22 protein-coding genes, 1 pseudogene and 2 riboswitches are annotated in these 22,810 nt (G+C 29.4%); of the genes and pseudogenes, 1 reads left to right on the plus strand and 22 read right to left on the minus strand.

What is annotated here, in order from left to right:
* Window positions 1–141: 141 nt before the first annotated feature.
* From LEBU_RS06840 to LEBU_RS06935, 21 genes and pseudogenes are all read right to left on the minus strand, one after another.
* Complete coding sequence (locus LEBU_RS06840) at window positions 142–1,491, minus strand: alanine/glycine:cation symporter family protein (RefSeq protein ID WP_015769611.1); 1,350 nt, start codon at window positions 1,489–1,491, stop codon at window positions 142–144.
* A 196-nt stretch (window positions 1,492–1,687) separates the two neighbouring features.
* Window positions 1,688–1,769, minus strand: a riboswitch (glycine riboswitch).
* Window positions 1,770–1,772: 3 nt separating this feature from the next.
* Window positions 1,773–1,872: riboswitch (glycine riboswitch) on the minus strand.
* Window positions 1,873–2,025: 153 nt separating this feature from the next.
* Window positions 2,026–2,661, minus strand: coding sequence for an EexN family lipoprotein (locus tag LEBU_RS06845; protein ID WP_015769612.1), 636 nt, complete (start codon window positions 2,659–2,661; stop codon window positions 2,026–2,028).
* A 27-nt stretch (window positions 2,662–2,688) separates the two neighbouring features.
* On the minus strand, window positions 2,689–3,270 hold the full coding sequence (locus LEBU_RS06850) for a hypothetical protein (RefSeq protein WP_015769613.1): 582 nt from the start codon (window positions 3,268–3,270) through the stop codon (window positions 2,689–2,691).
* A gap of 132 nt (window positions 3,271–3,402) precedes the next feature.
* Complete coding sequence (gene tpx, locus LEBU_RS06855; RefSeq protein ID WP_015769614.1) at window positions 3,403–4,053, minus strand: thiol peroxidase; 651 nt, start codon at window positions 4,051–4,053, stop codon at window positions 3,403–3,405.
* 100 nt (window positions 4,054–4,153) lie between these two features.
* Window positions 4,154–5,584, minus strand: coding sequence for a nicotinate phosphoribosyltransferase (locus tag LEBU_RS06860; RefSeq protein ID WP_015769615.1), 1,431 nt, complete (start codon window positions 5,582–5,584; stop codon window positions 4,154–4,156).
* Window positions 5,585–5,751: 167 nt separating this feature from the next.
* Window positions 5,752–7,959, minus strand: coding sequence for an ATP-dependent helicase (locus tag LEBU_RS06865; RefSeq protein ID WP_015769616.1), 2,208 nt, complete (start codon window positions 7,957–7,959; stop codon window positions 5,752–5,754).
* 25 nt (window positions 7,960–7,984) lie between these two features.
* Window positions 7,985–9,064, minus strand: coding sequence for a thymidine kinase (locus tag LEBU_RS06870; protein WP_015769617.1), 1,080 nt, complete (start codon window positions 9,062–9,064; stop codon window positions 7,985–7,987).
* Between the two features lie 85 nt (window positions 9,065–9,149).
* Window positions 9,150–11,723, minus strand: coding sequence for an alpha-amylase family glycosyl hydrolase (locus LEBU_RS06875; RefSeq protein WP_015769618.1), 2,574 nt, complete (start codon window positions 11,721–11,723; stop codon window positions 9,150–9,152).
* Between the two features lie 58 nt (window positions 11,724–11,781).
* Window positions 11,782–12,204: a ComF family protein gene (locus LEBU_RS12280; RefSeq protein WP_238974472.1), complete on the minus strand. Its 423-nt coding sequence runs from the start codon at window positions 12,202–12,204 to the stop codon at window positions 11,782–11,784.
* A 226-nt stretch (window positions 12,205–12,430) separates the two neighbouring features.
* The gene (locus LEBU_RS06885; RefSeq protein ID WP_015769620.1) at window positions 12,431–12,631 is read right to left on the minus strand and encodes a zinc ribbon domain-containing protein; all 201 of its coding nucleotides are present in this window, start codon (window positions 12,629–12,631) and stop codon (window positions 12,431–12,433) included.
* Between the two features lie 9 nt (window positions 12,632–12,640).
* Window positions 12,641–12,988, minus strand: coding sequence for a YraN family protein (locus tag LEBU_RS06890; protein WP_015769621.1), 348 nt, complete (start codon window positions 12,986–12,988; stop codon window positions 12,641–12,643).
* A 142-nt stretch (window positions 12,989–13,130) separates the two neighbouring features.
* Window positions 13,131–14,345, minus strand: coding sequence for a tetratricopeptide repeat protein (locus LEBU_RS06895; protein ID WP_015769622.1), 1,215 nt, complete (start codon window positions 14,343–14,345; stop codon window positions 13,131–13,133).
* A gap of 62 nt (window positions 14,346–14,407) precedes the next feature.
* On the minus strand, window positions 14,408–14,809 hold the full coding sequence (locus LEBU_RS06900; protein ID WP_015769623.1) for a hypothetical protein: 402 nt from the start codon (window positions 14,807–14,809) through the stop codon (window positions 14,408–14,410).
* Window positions 14,790–14,960 (minus strand): hypothetical protein, encoded by a 171-nt coding sequence (locus LEBU_RS11880; protein WP_015769624.1) that lies wholly within the window; start codon window positions 14,958–14,960, stop codon window positions 14,790–14,792. The genes LEBU_RS06900 and LEBU_RS11880 overlap by 20 nt, the downstream gene beginning before the upstream one ends.
* A gap of 38 nt (window positions 14,961–14,998) precedes the next feature.
* Window positions 14,999–15,403: a hypothetical protein gene (locus tag LEBU_RS06905; RefSeq protein WP_015769625.1), complete on the minus strand. Its 405-nt coding sequence runs from the start codon at window positions 15,401–15,403 to the stop codon at window positions 14,999–15,001.
* A gap of 43 nt (window positions 15,404–15,446) precedes the next feature.
* Entirely contained in the window at window positions 15,447–16,091 is a 645-nt protein-coding gene (locus LEBU_RS06910) for a ribonuclease HII (RefSeq protein WP_015769626.1), read from the minus strand.
* 24 nt (window positions 16,092–16,115) lie between these two features.
* Entirely contained in the window at window positions 16,116–17,096 is a 981-nt protein-coding gene (locus LEBU_RS06915) for an RluA family pseudouridine synthase (RefSeq protein WP_015769627.1), read from the minus strand.
* 50 nt (window positions 17,097–17,146) lie between these two features.
* Window positions 17,147–17,815 (minus strand): Fic family protein, encoded by a 669-nt coding sequence (locus tag LEBU_RS06920; protein WP_015769628.1) that lies wholly within the window; start codon window positions 17,813–17,815, stop codon window positions 17,147–17,149.
* Window positions 17,816–17,851: 36 nt separating this feature from the next.
* Window positions 17,852–18,268, minus strand: a complete 417-nt coding sequence (locus tag LEBU_RS06925) for an HD domain-containing protein (protein WP_015769629.1) — start codon at window positions 18,266–18,268, stop codon at window positions 17,852–17,854.
* Window positions 18,269–18,439: 171 nt separating this feature from the next.
* Entirely contained in the window at window positions 18,440–19,462 is a 1,023-nt protein-coding gene (locus tag LEBU_RS06930) for a pseudouridine synthase family protein (protein WP_015769630.1), read from the minus strand.
* A 238-nt stretch (window positions 19,463–19,700) separates the two neighbouring features.
* A pseudogene (locus tag LEBU_RS06935) lies at window positions 19,701–21,033 on the minus strand (ISLre2 family transposase).
* Window positions 21,034–21,229: 196 nt separating this feature from the next.
* On the opposite strand from LEBU_RS06935, the gene LEBU_RS06940 reads away from it, so the two are divergent.
* Window positions 21,230–21,748 carry a hypothetical protein gene (locus LEBU_RS06940; RefSeq protein ID WP_015769631.1) on the plus strand — a complete coding sequence of 173 codons (519 nt, stop codon included), beginning with the start codon at window positions 21,230–21,232 and terminating at the stop codon, window positions 21,746–21,748.
* A gap of 26 nt (window positions 21,749–21,774) precedes the next feature.
* Here the strand turns inward: LEBU_RS06940 and LEBU_RS06945 are convergent, their stop codons facing one another.
* The gene (locus LEBU_RS06945) at window positions 21,775–22,608 is read right to left on the minus strand and encodes a hypothetical protein (protein ID WP_015769632.1); all 834 of its coding nucleotides are present in this window, start codon (window positions 22,606–22,608) and stop codon (window positions 21,775–21,777) included.
* Window positions 22,609–22,810 lie beyond the last annotated feature (202 nt).

A 22,810-nucleotide genomic window follows, 5' to 3' on the forward strand; every position in this document is an offset into this window, starting at 1 on the left:
GAATTTTTCGATCAAAAATTTGGGTATATTTTTATTGTAGACTATTCCCCGTTTAAAAAGCGAAAATTATATTTTAATTATTTAGCAATATTAGGCTTTTATCCATTGCTAAAAAATTCGTTGTTTGAATGGGATTTAGTATTAATCACTAATCTGCAACAACGGATCCTTCTTCGTAACTTCAACTACCAATTTATGCAGCCCAATCAATGCTATCAAATTTGGAATTACCATAAGCCCATTAAACATATCAGCCAATTCCCACACTAATTCTACTTTTTGAAGCGAGCCTGCAACTATACAAATCATTACTAGACTTCTATAAACATTTAACGCTTTCTTTCCAAATAAATATTTTACATTGGCTTCCCCAAAAAAGTACCAGCCAATTATTGTAGAAAATGCGAAAAAGAATAATGCAACTGCAACAAAAATCACTCCAAAATGCCCTAATACTGCCTGAAATGCCTGCTGGGTCAATGAAATTCCTGTTCCTGTTGCTCTTCCATCTGCAATTAAAATTACTAATGCTGATAATGTCAAAATCACAAACGTGTCAATGAAAACTGTAACAATAGCCACGTGTCCTTGATCTTCAGGATTTTTTACTTTTGCAATTGCATGTGCATGTGGTGTTGATCCCATTCCAGCCTCATTTGAAAACAATCCTCTTGCCACTCCAAATCTTATTGCCTTTCGCATTCCAGCTCCTGCAAATCCACCTAGAACAGCTTTTGTAGAAAAAGCATTTACAAAAATTGCCTTAAATGCCAAAGCTGCATTTCCAATATTTAATACAATAATAACCAAACATATTGCAACATATAAAACCGCCATAATTGGCACAACTTTCTCAGTAACTGAAGCAATTCTTTTTACCCCTCCGAAAAATATAAATCCAGATAAGATTGCTAAAAATAATCCTGTTACCACTGTTGGCACATGAAACGCATTATGAAAGGCATCTCCAACTGAATTTGCTTGAACCGCATTTCCCATAAATCCAAGCGAAAGAATACAGGCAACTGAAAAAAATCCAGCTAGAAATTTAGCGGCTTTTCCACCATTAAATAAAGTTTCAATATAATAAGCAGGTCCTCCTGTCATTTCATCGTCTTTTTTTTGTTTAAAAATCTGGCTTAATACCGCTTCTGAATAAATAGTTGCCATTCCAAAAAATGCACTTAACCACATCCAGAATATAGCTCCAGGTCCTCCAGATACAATCGCTGTTGCAGCTCCTGCAAGATTCCCTGTTCCAACTTGTGCCGCAATAGCTGTTGCCAAAGCCTGAAACGACGACATTCCATTATTATCCGCCTTTTCTCCACTCAAATCAAACCCGCTCGTCAACTGCTTCAAACCGCTTTTAAACTCCCTAACCTGAATAAATTTTAACCGAAAAGTATAAAATATACCTGTTCCAACTAATAAAACAATTAAAATAACTCCCCAAAAAAATCCATTAAAATTCTTGATAATTTCTAACATTTAAGTTTTTCTCCTTCGTTTTTTATTTTCTGAATTTTAAAATGAATAGAAAAGTTTAAAGCATTTGAATACAAGATTTGATTATAAATTAACTAAAAAAAGGCTGTCTTTTACTTAAGATAAAGTTAAAACAACCTCTTTAGATTTCTTTTGTATAAAAAAAGAAATATAAAATCTACAATTTTATATGTATATTCTCTGTTCTTTTACCTGAGAGTTTAGGGAATTAAAATTCCTTTGCTCCTTCGGTGCTGTCACTTAAGACAGTCTCTCCAGAGGCTCGTCCACTATGAGTCCTTTTACCTGAAAGATTCGCTTCTTCGGTGTTTTAATTTCATCAAAATTGTTTAATGAAATCAAAATCTCTCCTCATACCTTCATCCAATTTATTCATTTTTTATATGTTATCATATTTTTCCTATTATGTCAAAAATATTTTTCTTGCCATATTCTAAGTTAATTCAATTATATTTAGATTATTTTCTAATTTTTCAAATATCTTTTAATTTTAAAATTTAAAATTATTCTTTTTAACTAATCCACTTTCACTTTCGCTAAATCAGGATATACTCCCTCAATAAAAAATTTAAAATCTTTATCAACATTGATAACATACCATTGATTTTCATCTTCAAATGCAATTGATTTTCCCTTTGTTTCTACTGTCCGACCATTAACTTTCATTAAAGCAGTTGTTGGAATAATAGCATACTTTCTTCCTGTTTCAGTTTTTCCAACCTTGGCATTTTCAATATCATAATTATTTTTAATAATTTTCATTCCACTTGTTAAATTATCAAACGCTTTTTTTGTCATTTCTCTTAATCGTTCCATCGACATTGAAACTTTATCAGATTGATATTTCAAATATTTTTCTGGAACTTCATTCATACTCGCTGTCAAATCTCCAGCTTCCAATGCTTTTGAAACTTTATCAAGTCTTTCCTTAATTTCAGGTTTTACCTTATTCCAAGCCTCCTGTAGCAACTCATTCTGTACCTGTTCTAAATTTTTACAAATCTTTTCTTCATATTTCTCTTTACATTTTGCAACTGTTTCCTTCAACAATTTATTATCTTTTTTCAAATTTTCAGTGCTGTATTTATCTTCACAGGCTGTTAAAACTGCTATTGAAGTTATGACTAGAAATAATAATTTTAGCTTTTTCATTTTTTTCTCCAAATTAATTCTTTTAGATTATTTTTCTTTTATTTTAACTAAATCTGGATATACGTCCTTTAATAATATCATTTGATCTTTGTCATAATTGATAATGTACCATTTTCCCTCATCTTCAAATACCATTATTTCACCAGTATTAGTTAATTTTTTCCCATTGTATAGTGCTGTTACTTTTATTGGAATAATTACATAATTTCTTCCAATTCCAGTTTTTCCTAGTCTAACATTTTCCAAATCATAACTGTTTTCAACAATTTTTAATTCTTTTACCATCTTAGACATCATTTCTACTATTAACTCTTTAGCTTTAGCAGTTGATATTGAAAATTTATTTGCTAAATATTTTAATATTTTATCTGGCATTTCATCAAAACTTTGCTTGTAATTTCCTGCTATAGTCTCTTTTGAAAGTTTGTCCAATCGAATTTTAATTTCAGGTTTTATTCTATTCCAAGTTTCTTGTGAAGTTTCATTTTTTTTATTTATTTGTCCAGAAATTTTGTTATTTTTTCTTAGATTTGTATTTACATCTTTACTTCTTGGTGACGCAAAAATTGTCATTGAAACTATTATTAATAGTATTACTATTTTTTTCATCTATCCTCCCAAATTTACTTTTTTATATTATAATCTTAGTTTTTAAAATTTTCAAGATTTTATTTAATTTCTTCGTAAAAGATTTTTGATTAATAATATTTTATTTTCTCCTTAATTAGAATGAATCAAAATCTATTTTCTCAATAATTTATTTTCCAAAAATTTCAATGCCTTATCGACATCTGCCTCTTTTCCTTCCTCAGATACGTATTCAATATATTTTACATTATTATTTTCATCCACTATCATCAATGCTCTTGTTAAAAGTCCTTTTTCTTTTATGAAAAATCCATTTTGAATACCAAATTGATGATATTTAAAGTCAGAAACTGCTTTTAATCCATTAATTTCATTGGCTGTACAGAATCTTTCCTGAGCAAATGGAGTATCAACTGTCACAGAGTAAAATTTCACATTTGTGTGAGTTTTGGCAGCTTCATTTAACTGTTTTGTCTGCAGTGAACAAACTTTTGTATCAAGCGATGGTGCTGTATAGATTACTTTTATATTTTTATCTTCAAAAATATTTTTTTCTTCCAATTTCGTATTTATAACTAAAGGCACTTCCTTTATTTTATCTCCAACTTTTAATTCTTTTCCAACAATTGTTATGGGAACTTTTCCCATTGTGATTTTTAAATTATTATCAGCTTTCAAAGTGTCTAAATATTGTGTATATTCAGCATTTTGTCCCGCCTGTCCTATTTCATTTTGTGTTTTGGGCTTATTTCCACAGGCAGCTAAAACTACTGCAGCTATTCCTAATAATAATATTTTTTTCATTTATTTCCTTCTTTCATAATTTATCTATTGCTTTTAAAAATCTAAATTGTATAATTTTTGCAATTTTAATTTAAACTATTTTTATCTAATTTTATCATTTCTATTTTGATACTTCTCTAATTAAACTCGGATTATACAATAAACTTTCATTTTTTCTTACTTCTTCAAAAGTATATGTTTTTAAAATTTTTCCATTTTCAAAAACACATTCCATTACGGAATCTTCATGATATTGATTTTCAGGTAAATCTGAAATATTTACTGTTTCAAATTCTCCATTTTTATTCTTTATCAAGTCAAGCCGTCCTTTTTTACTGACTTTTCCTTTATCTGTAACAGGATTTTTGTAAACATCTCTAACTTCATTTCCAATTTTTATACAGCTGCATTTCATGGCAAATTTATGAGTATCCCTGTTAATGCTAGATTTTTCATTTCCTTGCAAAAGTGAGCCTCCACAGCCTAAAGTAACATTTTCAGCAGAATATTTATTATCTTTTAAAGATTTATAAATATCCCAGATTGTATCTTCATTAATTCCATCACCTTGTAAAATACGAACTTTGTTAATTACTTTATATCCTTTGGAGTTTATAGTATAGCCAAAATTCTTTTCCAGACTTTCAAGTGCAAATAGAATATTTGTAATCGCATCTCCACTATCTGGACGTATTGTAACCATTCCATCTCTTGCCAATATTTTTTCACGTAAATCTTTTCCGATAATATTTTCTACCGCATTAAAAAAATTATAGCTGTCAAGAACGATTGAAACAATTCCTTTTGGAAATTTATCAAGCATATTTTCGTATGCCTCTTTTTCAAATTTTTGAGTCCATGAAGTCATTGTGCTATGTTCAGAAGCAGGCACGCTGTAAGCGGCTATTTTTTCATTATAATATTTACGGGCAAAAACAAGTGCATTTAAAGTATCCGTTCCATAAAAATTGGTAAGATGAGCCATTCCTCCAATTCCCGCACTTTCCTCGCTGGAAACACCACGATAACCAAAATCATGCAATTTAAACTTCAATTCTGACTCCACATTATCACTTGTTTCTTCTAAAAAGTGTTTTATAATCTGTTTTGCCTTGTATGAAAATGTCGCAACTGTAATTGGATACCATACTTTTAACAGCAATGTTTCCACCCAGCCTACAATCCAAGGTACATTTTTGTCAGTTGATTCAACTGTAACCAGCACATTATGATTTTTTACAACACTGCCTTCTGGCACAGTTCTAATTCTAAGTGGCAATTTTCCATCCAGTTTTTCTACAATATACCTCCATCCCTCTTCAAAAAACGGCAATCCATGCAATTCGCAAATTTCCTTAGCCTCATCTATCATTTCATTTGTAATTTTTTTTGTTAAATATTCCATTAAGTAATATTGCAATCCAAAAAATTTTACATATCCGTATAAGCCACCACGACTTTCGATATAATCGTGCATATACGTCATATTTTCTGGATATTGAAATGGATGTGTAATTTTATAAGAATCTGTCGATAGTATTAAATTTTTCATTTTTGTTTTGTATGATAATTACAAGTTATGTAAAAACCATACTCTCCTTCCCTATACTTTTTTATTTGTATATTCAATTATAACTCTTTTCCCTTTGAAAATATGCAAAAAATACAGTAAAACCTCTTTGAATTAAACAAAAAGATTTTTACTATAATAAGTTTTTTTTATTTTTCTAAAATTTTATCCGCCAAAACCAACGCTATTTTCTTTTCTCCAACCATAAATTCCACAATCATGCTTTTCATATCCACTTTTTTTATTTTCCCACGTCCAAATTTTTTGTGATTAACCACATCCCCAACTTTATATTTAGAATTAACATTTGAAGTTGTTTGAGAACCTGATTTTTTACCAAATGTTCCCAACTTATCTTTAGAAAATGGATTAAAGTTTTCTATTTTCGGTGTAAAACTTCTTGGAGCTGAAGATTGTCCTTTTAGGCTTGCGTATTTTCCGCCCACATATTCCAGATTGTCTTGCTTCATTTCATAGATAAATCTTGATGGACGACGTAAATTGTCATCTTTTCCCCAAATTTTTCTTGATGAAGAATAAGAAATAAACAGTTCTTTTTTAGCACGAGTTATCGCTACATAGCAAAGCCTACGCTCTTCTTCCAGCTCTTCTTCAGGAGAATCAAAAGAAATTGACGGAAATAGCCCATCTTCCATTCCCGCAAGAAAGACATAGTCAAATTCTAGTCCTTTCGAGCTGTGAATTGTCATAAGTTTTACATAATTTTCATCATCTTCCATTTCATCGGTTGACGAACTTAAAGAAATCATATCAAGATATTCATTTAAACTCATATTAGGATTTTGTTTTTCAAGTTCTATAATACTATTTAACAATTCTTCGATATTTTTAACTCTATCTTCTTTATTATCTTCAATCGAGTCAATATAACGAGTTCTAATTAATATTTCATCAAATATTTCCTTAATTGACATTTCTTCAAGACTTGAGTAAATGCCTTGCATTAAATTGTAAAATTCCTTTAATGCCAGCTTTGTAGCTGCTCTTACTGGAATTTCATCAATGTAGTGAAGTGCTTCAAGCATGGAAATATTTTTTTCATTTGCAACTTCCTGTATTTTTTCCAGCGTCTTTTCTCCAACAGAACGTTTTGGAACATTAATTATACGATAAAAATTATGATTATCATTTTTATTATTTAAAAGACTTAAATATGCCAAAATATCCTTTATTTCCTTACGTTGAAAGAACTGCATCCCACCGTAAATTTTATATGGAATATTTGCCGACAGCAGTTTTTCCTCCAGCACCCTTGACTGTGCATTCGTTCTGTACAAAATCGTCATATCCTTATAATCGGCACCATCTCTTTTCTTTTTCTTCATCTCTGTCACAATAAAATCTGCTTCATCATAAACAGTCATTGCATTATAAATCTTGATTTTTTCCCCATCTGAGCCATCTGTCCAAAGTGTTTTCCCTTTTGAACTTTTATTATTTTTAATAAGCTCATTTGCTGTATCCAGTATTTTTTTTGTAGAACGGTAATTTCTTTCCAATTTTACCGTAAATGCTTCCTTGTAATCTCTTTCAAAATTCAGAATGTTATTAATATTTGCCCCACGAAACGCATAAATACTCTGATCCTCATCTCCTACGACACAGATGTTTCGATATTTTGCTGCAATCATATTAATCATTTCATACTGAATATCATTGGTATCCTGATACTCGTCCACCACAATATACTTATACCTTTCCTGTATTCTTTCCAGCACAAAAGTATCATCCAGTAATTTTCTCGCATTCAAAAGCAAATCCGAAAAATCCATCGCATTATTTGCCTTCAAAACTTCATCATACTTCTGATAAATCTCTCCAAAAAGCCTGTTTGCAGGAATTCTCATATCAATTTCACGTTCAAGCTCCTTAATTCCTATCCCCTGTTCCTTCAATTTACTGATTCTATTTGCAAGTTTTCCCGGCTGAACATTGTCATTATCCTTAATTCCCATTTCTTTTTTTATTTTTGTAATAATCGACTTCTGATCATCCACATCATAAATATTAAAATTTCGTCCATATCCAATTCTTTCAGAATAAGTTTTAAGCAATCTTACCGAAAATGAGTGAAATGTAGAAACTACAAGATTATTTGCCTCATGTCCAATAAGTGCCGCAGCCCTTTCCTTCATCTCTCTTGCCGCCTTATTCGTAAAAGTAAGTGCCAAAATATTAAGCGGCGAAATCCCTATTTCTTTTACCATGTGTGCAATTCTATAAGTAACTGTCCGTGTTTTACCGCTTCCCGCTCCAGCCAGTATCAATACAGGCCCTTCTATTTTTTCCGCAGCTTTTCTCTGCTCTTCGTTTAATTCATCTAAAATACTGCTCATATTTCTCCTTTTTTCTCATTATTTTTTACAATTCTCTATATTTAACTTCCGTTATTTTCGATATTTTCTCAATAACACCATTTTCTTCCTTTTCTTCCCCAGCGTGACTACTCCCATTCTTATAGACAATTTCCTTCAAGTTCAAGTCCGATTTTTTTAGCAGATCCACTGTTAATAAAATCTGATTAAGTACACCTTTTTTATTTTTTGAAACAATAATTACTTCCGAATTTTTTCTAAATTCACACATAAAGTCCAGAATACTGTAGCTTCCTTCTAGCTTTAACAAAAGTCCGCCAGTAATTCTGACAAAAATATAGTCATTTTCAACTAATGCCAAATTTATTTTTTCACGCAATTTTATTAAATCACTTTTTTCATTTTCATCCATCTGACCTTTTATAACAATACTTTCTTTTTTTTTCTTGTCAACTAGCTGTTCTTCATACATTTTTTCAACAAACTTCTTACCAACGTTAATTTCAGTTCCGACTATAAAATATATTTTCCCTTTTTTATCAGTTCTATGTCTCACAATGTGATGTCTTCGGCATCTTGCCTCGTAATTTTCATTTGCACCAACCATAACCAATGGATCGTCATAATACGCAGGCTCTCCATTTATAAGACGCTGGCTCGCATAAGCAGGCTTTCCACAGACTGTACAAATTGCATGCAGCTTGTCAACTTGATCAGCAATGCTCATCAGTTCTGGCACAGGCTCGTAAGGTTCAGCTCTAAAGCTCATATCCAGCCCAGCGACAATTATCCTTTTCCCATATTCGACATATTTTTTACAAAAATCAACAACTTTTTCTCCAAAAAACTGTATTTCATCAATTCCAATCACTTCTGCATCAATGTTTTTTGCCATAATTTCTTCCATTTGGGAAACATCGCTCACAGGATAAGCCCTAAAACTGTTATTCCCATGTGAAAACGCTCCATTTTCACCATATCTGTTATCGATGGCATGCTTAAATGCCACTATTTTCTGCTTTGCATACTCAGCCCTTCTAAGTCTTCTTATAAGTTCCTCGCTTTTCCCTGAAAACATACTTCCAGTAACAACTTCCAATGTTCCAATTTTAGAATTTTGTATCATTTTATCTATTCCTTTTTTTAATTTTTTTTATATTTAAAGTGTAATTTACGTTTTAAAAAGGGGCTTTTTGCCCCTCATATATTTTTTAATTTTTATTTTGTCTAAATGAATCAAACATATTTTTTGCATTACTGTATAAAACCTTGACTTCATAAGGTTTTACGTTAATTTGAATTTTTTTATCAGAAATTGCATAATTTTCCTTTAAATTTAGCTGATTTCTATAAAATCCAAATAATTTTGGCACTTGCAATGATAATGGGTATTCATCTGCACCATTATTTACAACAATTATCATTGATTCATTTCCAGCTGAAATTTCATAGGAAATAAAGTCCGTATTTGGTCTTGCAGGCGTGAAATCACGTCCCTGATACAGTTTTGCACGTCTGTTCTGGTCAGCTAAATAGGCTGTTATTTCTGAATCAACACGTCCTTTTGTTTTGGGATCGCTATAAACTTCTAGGATTCTTAATTTCCCATTTTTAAATAAATTTTTATGTTCTTTTCTTATTTTCAGTAATGCCCTATAATGATTTTCAATATCAGAATTGCTATTTACAGGATACAAAATCCATTTTTGAACTTCATTCACTTCAACAGAATTAGGAAAACTTCTAAGTCTGTTCATATATTTGCTGATATTGTCAGTTTCTGGTTCATAAGGCTCGTAATCTTCCCACAGCATTGGTTTTCTGTTTCTTGGAGAATCCGCTCCCCACATTCCTTTTTCATCTCCATAATAGATAATTGGTGTGGCAGGTAGCATCATTTGCATTGAAACTACTCTTTTTACCTTATTTACTGCTGTTCCATCATATAAATCAGGTCTTATGTTCAAGTATCCTTGATCTGACTGATTATTTCTGTCATAAACTCTGTTTGGATTTATCATTCCGCTAAAAATTCTATCTGTATCAAGCGAGCCTATAAACACTTGCGTCATATTAAAACGAGCACTTGAATATCTATTGTAGATTTCATTTAATTTTGTTGCAAATTCTACTCCGTCAATACGGTAATTTGGATTAGTATTTACCGTATATTTTATAATATTATTAACAATGTTGTAATCTGCACCACTGTCATAAACTCCATCTTCAATATCTTTTGTAATATTATTTGAAACTTCTCCTGTAATTAACAAATCAGGCTTATATTTTTTCAAATTTTCAGTAATACTTGCGATGTATTCCTTATTCTTATTATCATAATAAACATAACGGATTCCATCAATTCCATCATCATATATTTCCTGTTTAAATTTCTCATCAGGTCCTAAAACCCATTTTTTCATTGAATTTTCAAAATAATTTCTAACTTCTGGATTGCTTAAATCTAACACAGTATCTTTCATATACCAGTTTGAAAATTCCTTATTATTTATGGCAAAAAATCTACTAGAAGTAATATCTGGAGCTACTTCCAGAACTACTTTCAGACCTTTCTGGTGAGCTATTTTCACAAGGCTTGCCAATTGCAAATCGGAATCTGTCCAGACCCACGTTCTTGTATCTCGCAAATCTTCATCAAGTAAGTTTTTATCAGTTTCAGGATTGAAAATAAGTAAATTTAATTCCATATCTCCATTATTATTGTGAACTTTTGCCTGTATATCAAGTCCTTTTACTGTTCCAGTCTGTTCCATACTTCCAAAATACGGGTCAACGTGATTAAAATAAATCGTATCGTATTTATGATTTGAAAGCGAATAAAATGGTGATGACAAAATTATATATTCTACACCTAAATCTTTAATATAATCTAATTTTTCAATAACTCCCTCCAAATCTCCACCGTAATAACGTGTATAATTCTGCATATCATTTAATGTATTTTCTTCCCATTCACTTTTTTCCTCATAGTTACTGTTCCATTCGTTTAATGAAAACTGTGGCTTTTCGTTTCCACCCCAATATGCCATAACCAATTCCCTTTTAGATGTTCCTGAACGTATTTCTCCAGACGGCTCTGAAAAGTCATCTGTCCCAAATTCATTAAAAATCGCATCATTATCAACATCGCCATTTCTAAATGAATCAATATAAATCTGGTATCCGACAGAACCTTTTGCCCATTCAGGAATATGCGTCAACTTAGTAGGGCGTGAATATTCAAATTTATTTACATTTTTAGGATCTTTTGAAATATTTCGTCCCATATAGTATCTTGTCTTGTCATCCGTAAGGACAAAATAGTAGCTTGAAATGCTATTTGGAACTTCTGCCATAAAGATTTCATTTCCACCATAATTTCCTATTCCACGCATCATTTTTTTTCCGCCATTGTAAACAACTTCTGCAGAATAAACGTCATTATTTTTCGTTCTTAACATAATTTTTACATTATTCCCGTCAGCTACTCTGTATTCAGAATCTTCCTTATGAACCAGTGAATTTAAATCAATGACTCCATCATTTCTTTGACTGTATTTAATTGATTCATTTGATTTTACAGCATCTTCTATTTCATTACTAACACTATTTTCTTCTTCAGTTTTGTTTTTCAAAGTATTTTCTTTTTTTGCACTAATTAAATAATTTTCATAATTTTCTGGATTATCATTATTTTTTTGTAATTCTTCATTCTGTCCAGAAAATGAAACAATTGAACCTATTAAAAACAGTAAAACTTTCAGTTTTAATTTAAATAAACTCATATTTCTCCTCTATTCACTTTAATTTCCCTAGCTGCAGCCAGACAAAAAACAGTTATTTTTATATTACTAATTTTTTATTTATTATACTATTTTCAAAATTTTTATTTTCATTTTTATTCGCAAACTGCTCTAAAATGCTATTTTTTATTTCTCTAAGTGTAGCTCCTGTCGTTACAATATCATCAAGTATCAAAATATTTTTACCTCTAAAATCAACATTTCCAGAAATTCTAAAAGCACCTTTTATATTTTTATTTCTTTCCTCTTCATCCAAAATTTCAGCCATTTTTTTCGTATTTTTAACTCGCTCAATTTGAACATAATTTACTTTCAGACAATTTAAAATTTCGTCAACCTGATTATACCCTCTCTCATTTTTCCTTTTTCTGCTGACAGGCACGTTTACAACAATATCAATCTTTTCTCTTTTTAAAATATAATAAAATTCATCCTTTATTAATTCAGCAATTAATTTTGCCATAATTTTTTTTCGATTGTATTTATATGAAAAAATAAGTTTCTTAAATTCTTTATTGTAATCCCAAACATAATAAATATTGTTTAATTTTCGTAATTTTTTTAGACTTTTCAGAATATTTTTCGTATCTTTCGATACAATGCCGTACTCAACTAACTCCTCCCCAGAAATTATATCCCGATTTCTAAATAAAACACTCTTAAAATTAAATATTATTTTAGTAAAAATTTTAGCAACTCTCGACTGGATCTTCAACTTTTTGAATTATTTTAGTTGAGTACATTTCTGTATAACCACAATTTTTACATATTTTCAAATAAAATGTATCAATTGCAATTTTTGTTCCGACTACTTTCTTTGTTGGAATTGCCACTTTTTTTATTTCAAATATTTCTGCTCCACATTTACAGCATTTTTCATCATTTCTCATAAAACCACCTCAAAACGCATTCTTTAACCACTCAATTTTATCAAAGCCCCTATTTAACCCAATAATATCATATCTCACATTCTTATCCCAATTTTTTTTCAAAAGATAAATCTGCGAACTGGCAAGAATCTTATTCTGCTTCTCCTCCGTCACCATCTCAATCGCCGATCCAAAAAAATCATTCTTCCGATATTTGACCTCCACAAACACCAGCGTCTGACTCTTTTTTTCAAAAAAAATCAAGTCAATCTCCCCAAATCTAGTATAAAAATTACTCTCAACAAACGTAAGTCCCTGCAAAATCAAATATTCTTTCGCCATATTCTCATACTTAAACCCAATTTCCCTTTTATTCATACTATTTCTCGTCCCATCCCCTTTTTTTATATTGTATCATAAATATCTATATTTATTCTTTTAATTTTATATTATATGATACCAATTTTTCACTTATTTTTCAAGACTGGAAAATTTTTCTTCTTTTTTTATTTAAATTTATTTAATCATATAAAAACACTTTTGTTGCTATATTATTCAAATTTAATGAATTATATAATAATCCTTTTTCCTCTAATATTTTTTTGGCTAACTCTTTTATTTTTTTATCATTCCCTTTTTTCTGATAATAACCCATCATTCCTAATATTGCTTCCGCATTCTTCTGTTCAATGCCTCTTAAAAATAGTTCTTTAGCTTTTTCTTCATTACCTTCGGATATTTCTAACATTCCTAATGTACTTGCTGATTGTGAATTTCCTGCATTTATTCCTGCTTGATACCATTTTTTTGCTTCTAATTTATTATTTTTCTCTTCATAAACATTTCCAATCTTATATGCCGCCATTCCCATATTTCCTTTTTTATAAGCGATTTCGTAATACTTCATAGCTTCTGAATTATTGTCTAAAAATTTATACATATTTCCTAGAAAATAGTATCCTTCAAATCCATACTCTAATAATTTTTCATATTTTTTCTTTGCTTCTTCGTATTTATTTATTCTTATCAAGGAATCTGCTTCATCAATTAATTCAAATTTTTTATTTTCATTCTTATTTCCTAACATCAAGTCTATTTTTAACATTATTTCATCATCTATTCCATTCATTTTATTTTTTCCAAACATTTTTTCCTTTAAGCTATGAATCTTACTCTTATTTCTTTCTCTATAATAAATCGTCATAAGATAATATATTCCTTCAGCATCATTTCCATCTTCCACTTTTAACAAATATTTTTTTGCCTCATCAATTTTATTTTCACTTATTAATAATTTCCCCAAATCAATGTTAGAAAATTTATCGCCTTTTTCAATACCTTTTAAATACCATTTTTTCGCCAAATTAAAATTCCCTTTTCTATAAGCAATACTCCCCAATATATATGCTGCTTGAGAATTTCCTTTATCATATGCAATTTTGTATTTCTTTTCACCTTCATTCTTATCAATAAAATTGTAGTATAAATAAGCAATACTTAAATATGCACCATTATCATATTTTTTTGCTTCCTCATAATATTTTTCAGCATTTTTATAATTACCTTCATCTCTTTCTACATCTCCTAACGATATTAATTTCAGATATTTTTTATCCTCATTTTTAACTCTATTTGCGGGTTTAGAGCAACTTATTATAGTAAAACTTAATAACCATAAAAATAAAATAGTTAGTAAATATTTACTATAAAATTTTTTTAATTTCCACAAAATCATAACAGTTCTCCTATTTTCTAAACTTTCTTTTTAAAAAATACTATTTTTTAAGATTTGTATTCTCATTTTATTATTTTCTCTTTTCCCAAAAATTTTTCCTTATCTTTCCACTCTACTCCACTTTCTTCAAATATTTTCTCAATTTCATTTACAAAATTTTCATTTACTTTAAAATTTTCTATTTCCTCATCAATTTTATTTGGATTAATATACCAGACAGAAATATAGTCCATATCATTCTCATATTTTGTTATAAGTTCTCTGTATTTTTCTTTTGGATAAATATAAGGTTCATGAGCATAATCATTTTTTCTGTATTCAAATCTAGTTGCTAATAAATAACAAAATTCTTCTATTGAATTAGAATAAAATTCTTCTAAATTTTTAGTTCCCACTAACATTCTTATTGGAAATTCTTCATGTGGAAATTCAATCATATCACACTTATAAAGTTTGTAAATCATTTCTACAAAAAATATCCAATATTCTTTTGTATCCTTTAATGGTTGCATTTCCTAATGTCATACCGATAAATATCCATTCTCTATCATCGTCTACATCCATAATAAACCATTGTGAAAATTCTTGTAATGCAACTGCTTCCCATTTTTTCATACCTAAATTCCTTTTTAATTCTCATTCAAAATATTTTCTTATAAAAATTCAAACGAAAGTTCACCTTCAAAAAAAATAACATCATCTTTTTTATAAGTCACATCATTTTCAAATTCAACTAAAATTTCTGAATCTGAAATAGATGATTCTAGCAGTAAAGAATCTGAATTTATATGTTTTACCACTCTTACTACAGCTTCTATATGTGGCGATTTTGGAAAAGGCTGTACAGCTCTCAATTCGCTATCCACTTTCAAACTTTCGCATACATATTGCATAAATAATTTTCCTTTGACAATATCTCCTTCTTTAATAAAATTTTTTACATCAAATTCTACAAATGAAACATTCCATTTTTTGTCATTATTTTTTAGTTCTTTTACTACTGCCATATCGTAGTCATATTCAAATGTCCATAACTTCTCTATTAAATATTTTTTCATATGAAACTTTCCACCTTCTTATTTATACTAAATAAATAAAAATCTACTTTTTCTTCTCACTTCCATCCAATATTTTCTTCAAAAACGTCTTCCTATGATACCTACAAGCCCCTTTTTCAAGCAAAATTTCTCTATGTTTCTTAGTTCCATATCCTTTATGTTTCTCAAATTGATACTCAGGAAATTCTTTTGCTATTTCACAAAGCATTCTATCCCTTGTAACCTTTGCCACAATCGAAGCTGTCGCAATAGCTAATGACTTGCTATCTCCCTTCACAATGCATTCCTGCTCTCCTTCATACTCACGAATCAAATGATTGCCATCAACTAGAACTATATCAAATGCTGATTTTTCAGCCACTTGATTAATCGCTCGACGCATTGCTAGAAATGTTGCATTCAAAATATTCATCTCATCAATTTCTTTTTCTGAAGCAATTCCGATTCCCACGATACAATTTTTTTCTATTGCTTCAAACAATCTTTCCCTTTTTTTCTCAGTCAACTTTTTTGAGTCATTAATCTCCTGCAATTCTGGAAAATCCTGAATCACAATTACAGCTCCAGCCACAACTGGTCCCGCCAAAGGACCTCTCCCAGCTTCGTCAACCCCAACAACAATCTTATTATATTTTTCGTCAAATTCCATTAATTCATTTTTTTGGTTTTCTAATTTGTCTTTACACATAAATTTTTCCTCTTTTTTATTATTTTATAAAGTTTCAAATTCCAGTCCACATTTTTTCAATGCTTTTTTAAAATCTTCTGGCAATTTTGCAATAAATTCTAAATTTTCTTCTGTAATCGGATGTTGAAATTCAAGCTTATAGGCATGAAGCATTTGGCGTTTTTCTGTGTCTGTTCTGCCGTAAACACTGTCGCCTAAAATTGGGTATCCTAAATGTTTCATGTGAACTCTTATTTGATGAGTTCTTCCAGTTTCAATATGAACTTTAACAAGCGTAAATTTTTCCGTCTGAGAAATTACTTCGTAATTTGTAATCGCAGTTTTTCCTGAATTTAAGTCATTTATTACAGTCATTTTCTTCCTATCGTTTTTATCACGTCCGATTTGTGTTACAATTCTTCCGCTTTTCTGGTTTAGTTTTCCTTTTAAAATTGCAAGATAAATTTTTTTTACAGTTTTATCGTGAAACATTTGTGACAATTTTAGATGTGCCTTGTCATTTTTGGCGATTATTAAAAGTCCACTTGTGTCCTTGTCTAGCCTATGCACAATGCCAGGACGGATTTCTCCATTTATTCCTGACAAATCTTTGATGTGATACAAAATTGCATTTACAAGCGTTCCCGAATAATGCCCATTTGCAGGATGTACGACAATTCCAGCTTTTTTATTGATAACTGCCAAATCATTGTCCTCGTAAATTATTTCAATATCAATGTTTTCAGGTTTAATTTCAACAGTTTCCAGTTCTGGAATTACAACTTTTATTGTATCATTTTCTTCAATTTTATAAGCAGGCTTTGTCTTTTTTTCATTTACCAAAATATTTTCATCTTTTATAAGCTGTTGAATACGTGTCCGTGTCAACTCGAGCCTTTCCGACAAAAATTTATCAATCCTGCTCCCTGCCTCTTCCTTCAAAACAACAATATTTTCCTCATTTTCACTATTTTCAACATCTATTTCATCTTCAAATTCATTTTCAACTTCATATTTTTCTTTCATAATTATCTATTTTCTTTCTTTTATAATATAATTTTTTATTTCCCAAAATTCTATTCTCTTTTAAAATTTATCCCATCAATGCAATGATTATAAATCAATTCCTTAATTCCACTCGTATCATTAGTTTCATAAAATTTGACAAGCAGTTCCAAAAATTTCTCTTGCTGTTTTATCGGTACAGAAATAATTCCAGCACCATTTTGAATCATCACGTGATTTGCTGTCATCATGCTTGTCCTTTTATTTCCATCATAAAAAAGCTGACTTCTCATTAAATATAGCATTAAATTTATTGCTTTTTCTGTTGCAGAGTTTTCACTTTCCAAAATTTTATTCAAATTATCATTCACTTTTTTCTTATCTGGAATTTCAGGCTCCCAATCTGTTCCACCCATACTTACATCCGAGAATCTCAATTGTCCTGGAAAAGGATTTACATTTGCCTCCCCCATTAGCTGATTAATTTTGCAAATATAGTTTAAATCAAGAGGATATTCAATATTTTCCAAAATAAATTCCCACGAATGTTTTAAATTAACAATGGCATTTATATCCTTAACTTTAATATTCTGAACTCCCAGCCCTTGAAAAATCGTTTCTGTCTGAGGATAAGTCACAGCTATTCCTTCCAGATTTGCCGATTTCCAAATTGAATCCACTATATTTCTTTTCGCAACAAAAATATTCTCCTCCAATGTCATTTTATACTTGTCTTCCATAAAATCACTCTTTTCTAAAAATTTTTCATCAATTTCTTAACTCTCATCATCACATTCCTGAAAAGCGTCCATTTCCTGCGAATAATCTCTATTATGATGATTTTTCGCCAAAACTGCTACTTCCTCATCTAATTTTTCCAGCTTTTCAAAACTTCTTTGTGCGTGATTTTGCAACTGCGTTTTAAATCCTAATTTATGCAAAACTCTCGTTATAATCGACACATTTTCTTTTCCACAGTCGTGCAGAAGTGCCAATTTTAAATATTTCTCATTATTTTTTAGTTCTGTTTTTTTTATTTTTTTATAAACTTCAAGCGAATGAAACTTATCATAATCAGACATTTCCAAAAATATTTTCTTTTCTTTTTCTGTCAATTTTTTCAAAGCCTCATTCATATAAGCCTTGTTAATTTTCGGTTTAAAATATTCCATTGCTTTTCTAATTATATACATTTTCTCACTCTTTTCCTAATCTTGATTTTTCTTATTTTTCTACATTTTCTGACAAAATATATTAATATCCTGTTATCAAATTTCATCATTCGATATTTTTCTATAAACAGTATCTAAAAACTTTTAAAAACAATAAATTTCTACATAATCTATAAAATATTTTCAATTTTTTCAAATCTCTTTTACAACTATATCTCCAAAAATCTTCTTTAACTTCCTAATATTTTTCCCTCTTTTCCCAATAAATTCTCCTTTATCTTTCTTTTCAACGAAAAATACCGTAAAATAACTATTTCTCTCAATTTTTTTAACCTTATCAATGCTTTTTAATTGTTCATTCAAATCGTCTATTTTGATTTTAGAATTTCCTATTTCCAAATTTTCATTATTATTCTTTTTCAAATTTATCAATTCTTCAATATTTTTCACATCAAAAAAACTAATTTTCTCCAATTCCTCTGAAAAATCAACTTTCATAAGTGTCAAATATTTCCCATCAAGTGGTTTATCTTTTATCCCCAATTTCCTATTTTCAAAATTTTCATCAGTTAATTTTTCAATATCAAACTTTGTATTATTTAAAATAAAATTGCTCATAATCCGCACCTGTTGTGGTAAAAATCCATCTCCTACAAAATACAGCTTATCATTTTCATATTTCACAAAAATTTCTCTTCTATGGTTTTTTAATTTTTTCCCCTTTTCCGAAGTAAATTCGTAAAAATTTTTTTTCCCAGATACTTTCTTACAAATCTGATTTATTCTCTCTTCATCGTTTTTCCTAAGTTTTTTTGGATATTCATAAATATAATATCTTTTTTCAATCATTTGTGGAAATTCAAGAAACGGCAATGTTCTCACTATTTTATTGATTTTCAGCCCTTCTGTTTCCAAAAATTTTAATTTTGAAAAATCAATTATCCCTTTGGAATTTATATAAAGAATATTTTCTTTTGCACTCACATTTGCATCAGTCCTTCCAGCCTGCTGAATACCTTTAAAAATCTTGATTTTGTTATTTTCCAGAATTTTCCTAAATTCTGATTTAACACTTTTTTTATTAGGATTTTCATCAAAAGATTCAAATTTCTGTCCATCATATTCTACAAAAAACATATATCCAAAATATTTTGTATTCTCAAAATCTCTTATTAATTTATCCATTTTTGTCTTCTCCGTATCAATTTTTTCCATTTTTTATCCTCTAGCTATTCTCATTTCATACCTAACTTTATTATTTTAAAAAAACTTAAAAATTATGATTATTTCCCCAAAACCCTTTATTTATTTAACTTTTATTATCTCAAGTTTATAAAATAAGTATATCAAATTTCTTTTAGAAATACAATTTTGATTTTTGTAAATTTTGACAGAGTAAAAAATATAGGGGCAGTCATTAAATACCACAACAAATCTTTTTTGACTGCTTTTTTTAAAATATTTTACTTTGTGATATTTCTTTCAAAATTTCCCTAATCGGACATTCTCCTCCTCTCAAATATGGCATATTTGTGCTTTTTCCTGTTTCATTAATAATTTCTGGCAAGCATTCCATCTCTATTCCCTTTTCTAGTGAACTCGTTCTTTTGCCGCTAAAGTACAATTCATACGCCTTTTCCCTGTTTTTTCTATAGTTTGCAAAAAAGGTGTGATATAATGCTCTTGCCTTTATCTTCCTTCTTGAAAACGCTTTTGGCCTGCTTGATAGAAATCTTGAGCATTCGTGGGACACTAGGGCTTCCGTCCTTGAGCCTATGTAGTCCTCCTTGGTGTATATTCTTCTTATCTTCTCATACTGGTTAAACAGCATCTTCGTCTGGTCTTTTCTTCTCTGACTTACATTCTCCTTTTCCTTGAAATTTTCATAAAAATTCTCAAGTTCTTTAAAATCGTCTCCCTTTAGCCATTTGTAAAGATTTTTTGATATTTCCTTGTTCCTTTTAGAAATTTCAGCTATGGCTTTTACTAAATGGAACTTGTCATAGATGTGTATTGGCTTGTAAATTCCAAGCTCTTTTACAAAGCTGTCTATCATCAGAGTTCACAATTAGTTTCTTTTTGTCCATATTGTATCTTTTTTCAAGATAGTTAAGTACATACTCCGACACTTCCTCAAGCGATACGGATGTAGGAAACATTATTGTGTGCTTGTCAATGAGTTTGTTCCTGTCTCTGGAGATTTCCTCAATTCCACGATGTATTACAACCATCCTCATATATGTATTTTTACTTCTTCTACACTTCATATGATCTTCATCAAACTCCATATATACTGGCGAATTGTCATCTCTTTCAAATCTTTCAATATTAAGTTTTGGCATTTGAAAAGAATTGACAAGATTATACACGGTAGCCCTTGAAACACCGTAAGTTTTTGCAAGAAATGAAGCTGTAGTATATTGATATTCAAAAAGTATAGTAAAAATCATTTCCTCAGAAAGCCGTCTATACCGTTTAAGTCCAATTTTTTCATCAATGTAATAATGAATGCCTGTTTTTTTGTTTACATATTTTCGACGTTCAAAAGTTACATCCCCGAAGGCAGTGATAACAGTTCTTTTAACAAATCCTTTGCTTTTAAACTTATTTTTTCTTTCGTCGGAATGAAAGAAGTAATCATCAACTCTTTTGACATAAACTCTAAACAGCGTTTCAAAAGCTTTTGTGACAAACAGCTTAAACTGCTGCTCAAACGGAAGTCTGAAGGAAAAAATATTTTTAAAAAAAGTCTTTACAAGTGAAGAAAAATTTGATATTCTAATCATAGAGGAAACCACCTTTCAATAGGATTTGGCGATTATATTGTAGCTGGTTTCCTCTTTTTTGTTAATTTGAAATTTAATTAAATTTATTTGCCCCTATATTTTTTACTCTGTCGTAAATTTTGTAAATCTTGAAAAATTAAGTAAATTGAGTTATACTTTATTAAATTCTTATCTTTTTAAATTTGAAGGAGAAAAAATGATTAAAAAAATTGTATTATTACTCACTTTACCATTAATATTAAATTCCTGCGAGATAATAGCTGGATATGCCGTCCTTCATACTGCAAATGAAGGAATCAGGGAAATGAACAAAACTAACCAGTCTAAAAAATCAGATGGAGAATATGCCATTAGAAATAAAAAATACAAGCAGGGAGTTTTGATGGCTCTTAAAAATACCAGTAGTCGTGAAATAAGTGGAAAAGGAAAAATTTGGAAAATAGAAATTTCTATCCCTGAAAATACTGAAATTAAAGAAAATGCAAAAATGTATAAGTTCAATTATCATTTAGTTGATTTAAAAACTGGATATGGATTGCCAATTTATATTAGCATAAATAACTGCAATTATGGCGAAACTGGAAAAGAACTGGATTTTTCCTATGATATTCAAAATCTCGATGAAGAAAGCAGAAAAGAAGCTAGAAATTTAATTGAAAAAATAAAGGAAGCAAACTCTGATATAAAATGCGAAATTTCCTCAAAAGAAAATTAGGTGTGTAAATTTTACACACCCTTCTATCAATTTTTAAAAATTCCTTCAAAAATATCTTTAGTATCACTATCACCTATGATATAAACCCCTTCTTTTAATATTTTTACATAAGTTGTCTTAACTTGCGAACTTCCAAAATTATTTATTTTTTCAGTAATTTTATAAGCATTATCACCTATTTTTTCTACATTAGTTGATATGTCAAAGCTTTTCCCCTTTTTTTCCTTGTACTCTTTCAAATTATTTTTATAATATTCATCAAGCGGATATTCTGCTAATTTCTTTTCATAATATTTTATTTGCTTATCAATATACTCTTCGCTCTGTTTTTTATAATATTCTTCATAATTCTCATCTTTTCCATTATTTACTATCTTTTCAAAATTCTTTTTACCTCTTTCAAATACAACTAATTTTTTAGGAAAATAACTTTTCTTTTCCTTATCATACAAAACTGATAGCATATTTCCGAAATCTGTTTCCATCGGTTCCTTCACTCTTCTAAATTCAAGTCCTTCAGGCATTAAAATCGAAATATTTTCAAATACTTCTGTATTTTCCCTTTTTCGTAAAATTACACTTTGAATATAGTTTTTTTCTTGAATTTCTTTTTTTTCCATATTAATTTTTGCTTGTTCCTGTTTTTTTCTTTCTTTCTCCTTTCTTTTTGCCTCTTGTTCTGGAGTTTCAGGTTTTTCTGGTAAAGGATTACAAAAAAAACTATTTGGATATTCTGCACAAGCATACACCAACGCTGTTCCTCCAAAATATGTTACTGCTGCTGCAGTCGCTAATGTAGCACAAGAATTTATGCAAAATACCGCTATCAACATCAAAAATAAAATCTTAAATTTTCTCATCTTCTTCTACCTTTCATAAAAATAGTTTTTCGTATTATATCATATTTTAATGTTTAATAAAAATTATATTCAAATAAATTATTTCTAAGCATTTTATTACTCCTTTTCCCAAAATTTTTTTACAATAATCCATTAAATAAAAAATACACTTAAATTATTTTAAAAATTTATAACTATTCTATTCAAATCGCTACATTATTTA

Origin of the sequence: Leptotrichia buccalis C-1013-b (genome assembly GCF_000023905.1) — a bacterium.
GTDB lineage: Bacteria > Fusobacteriota > Fusobacteriia > Fusobacteriales > Leptotrichiaceae > Leptotrichia > Leptotrichia buccalis.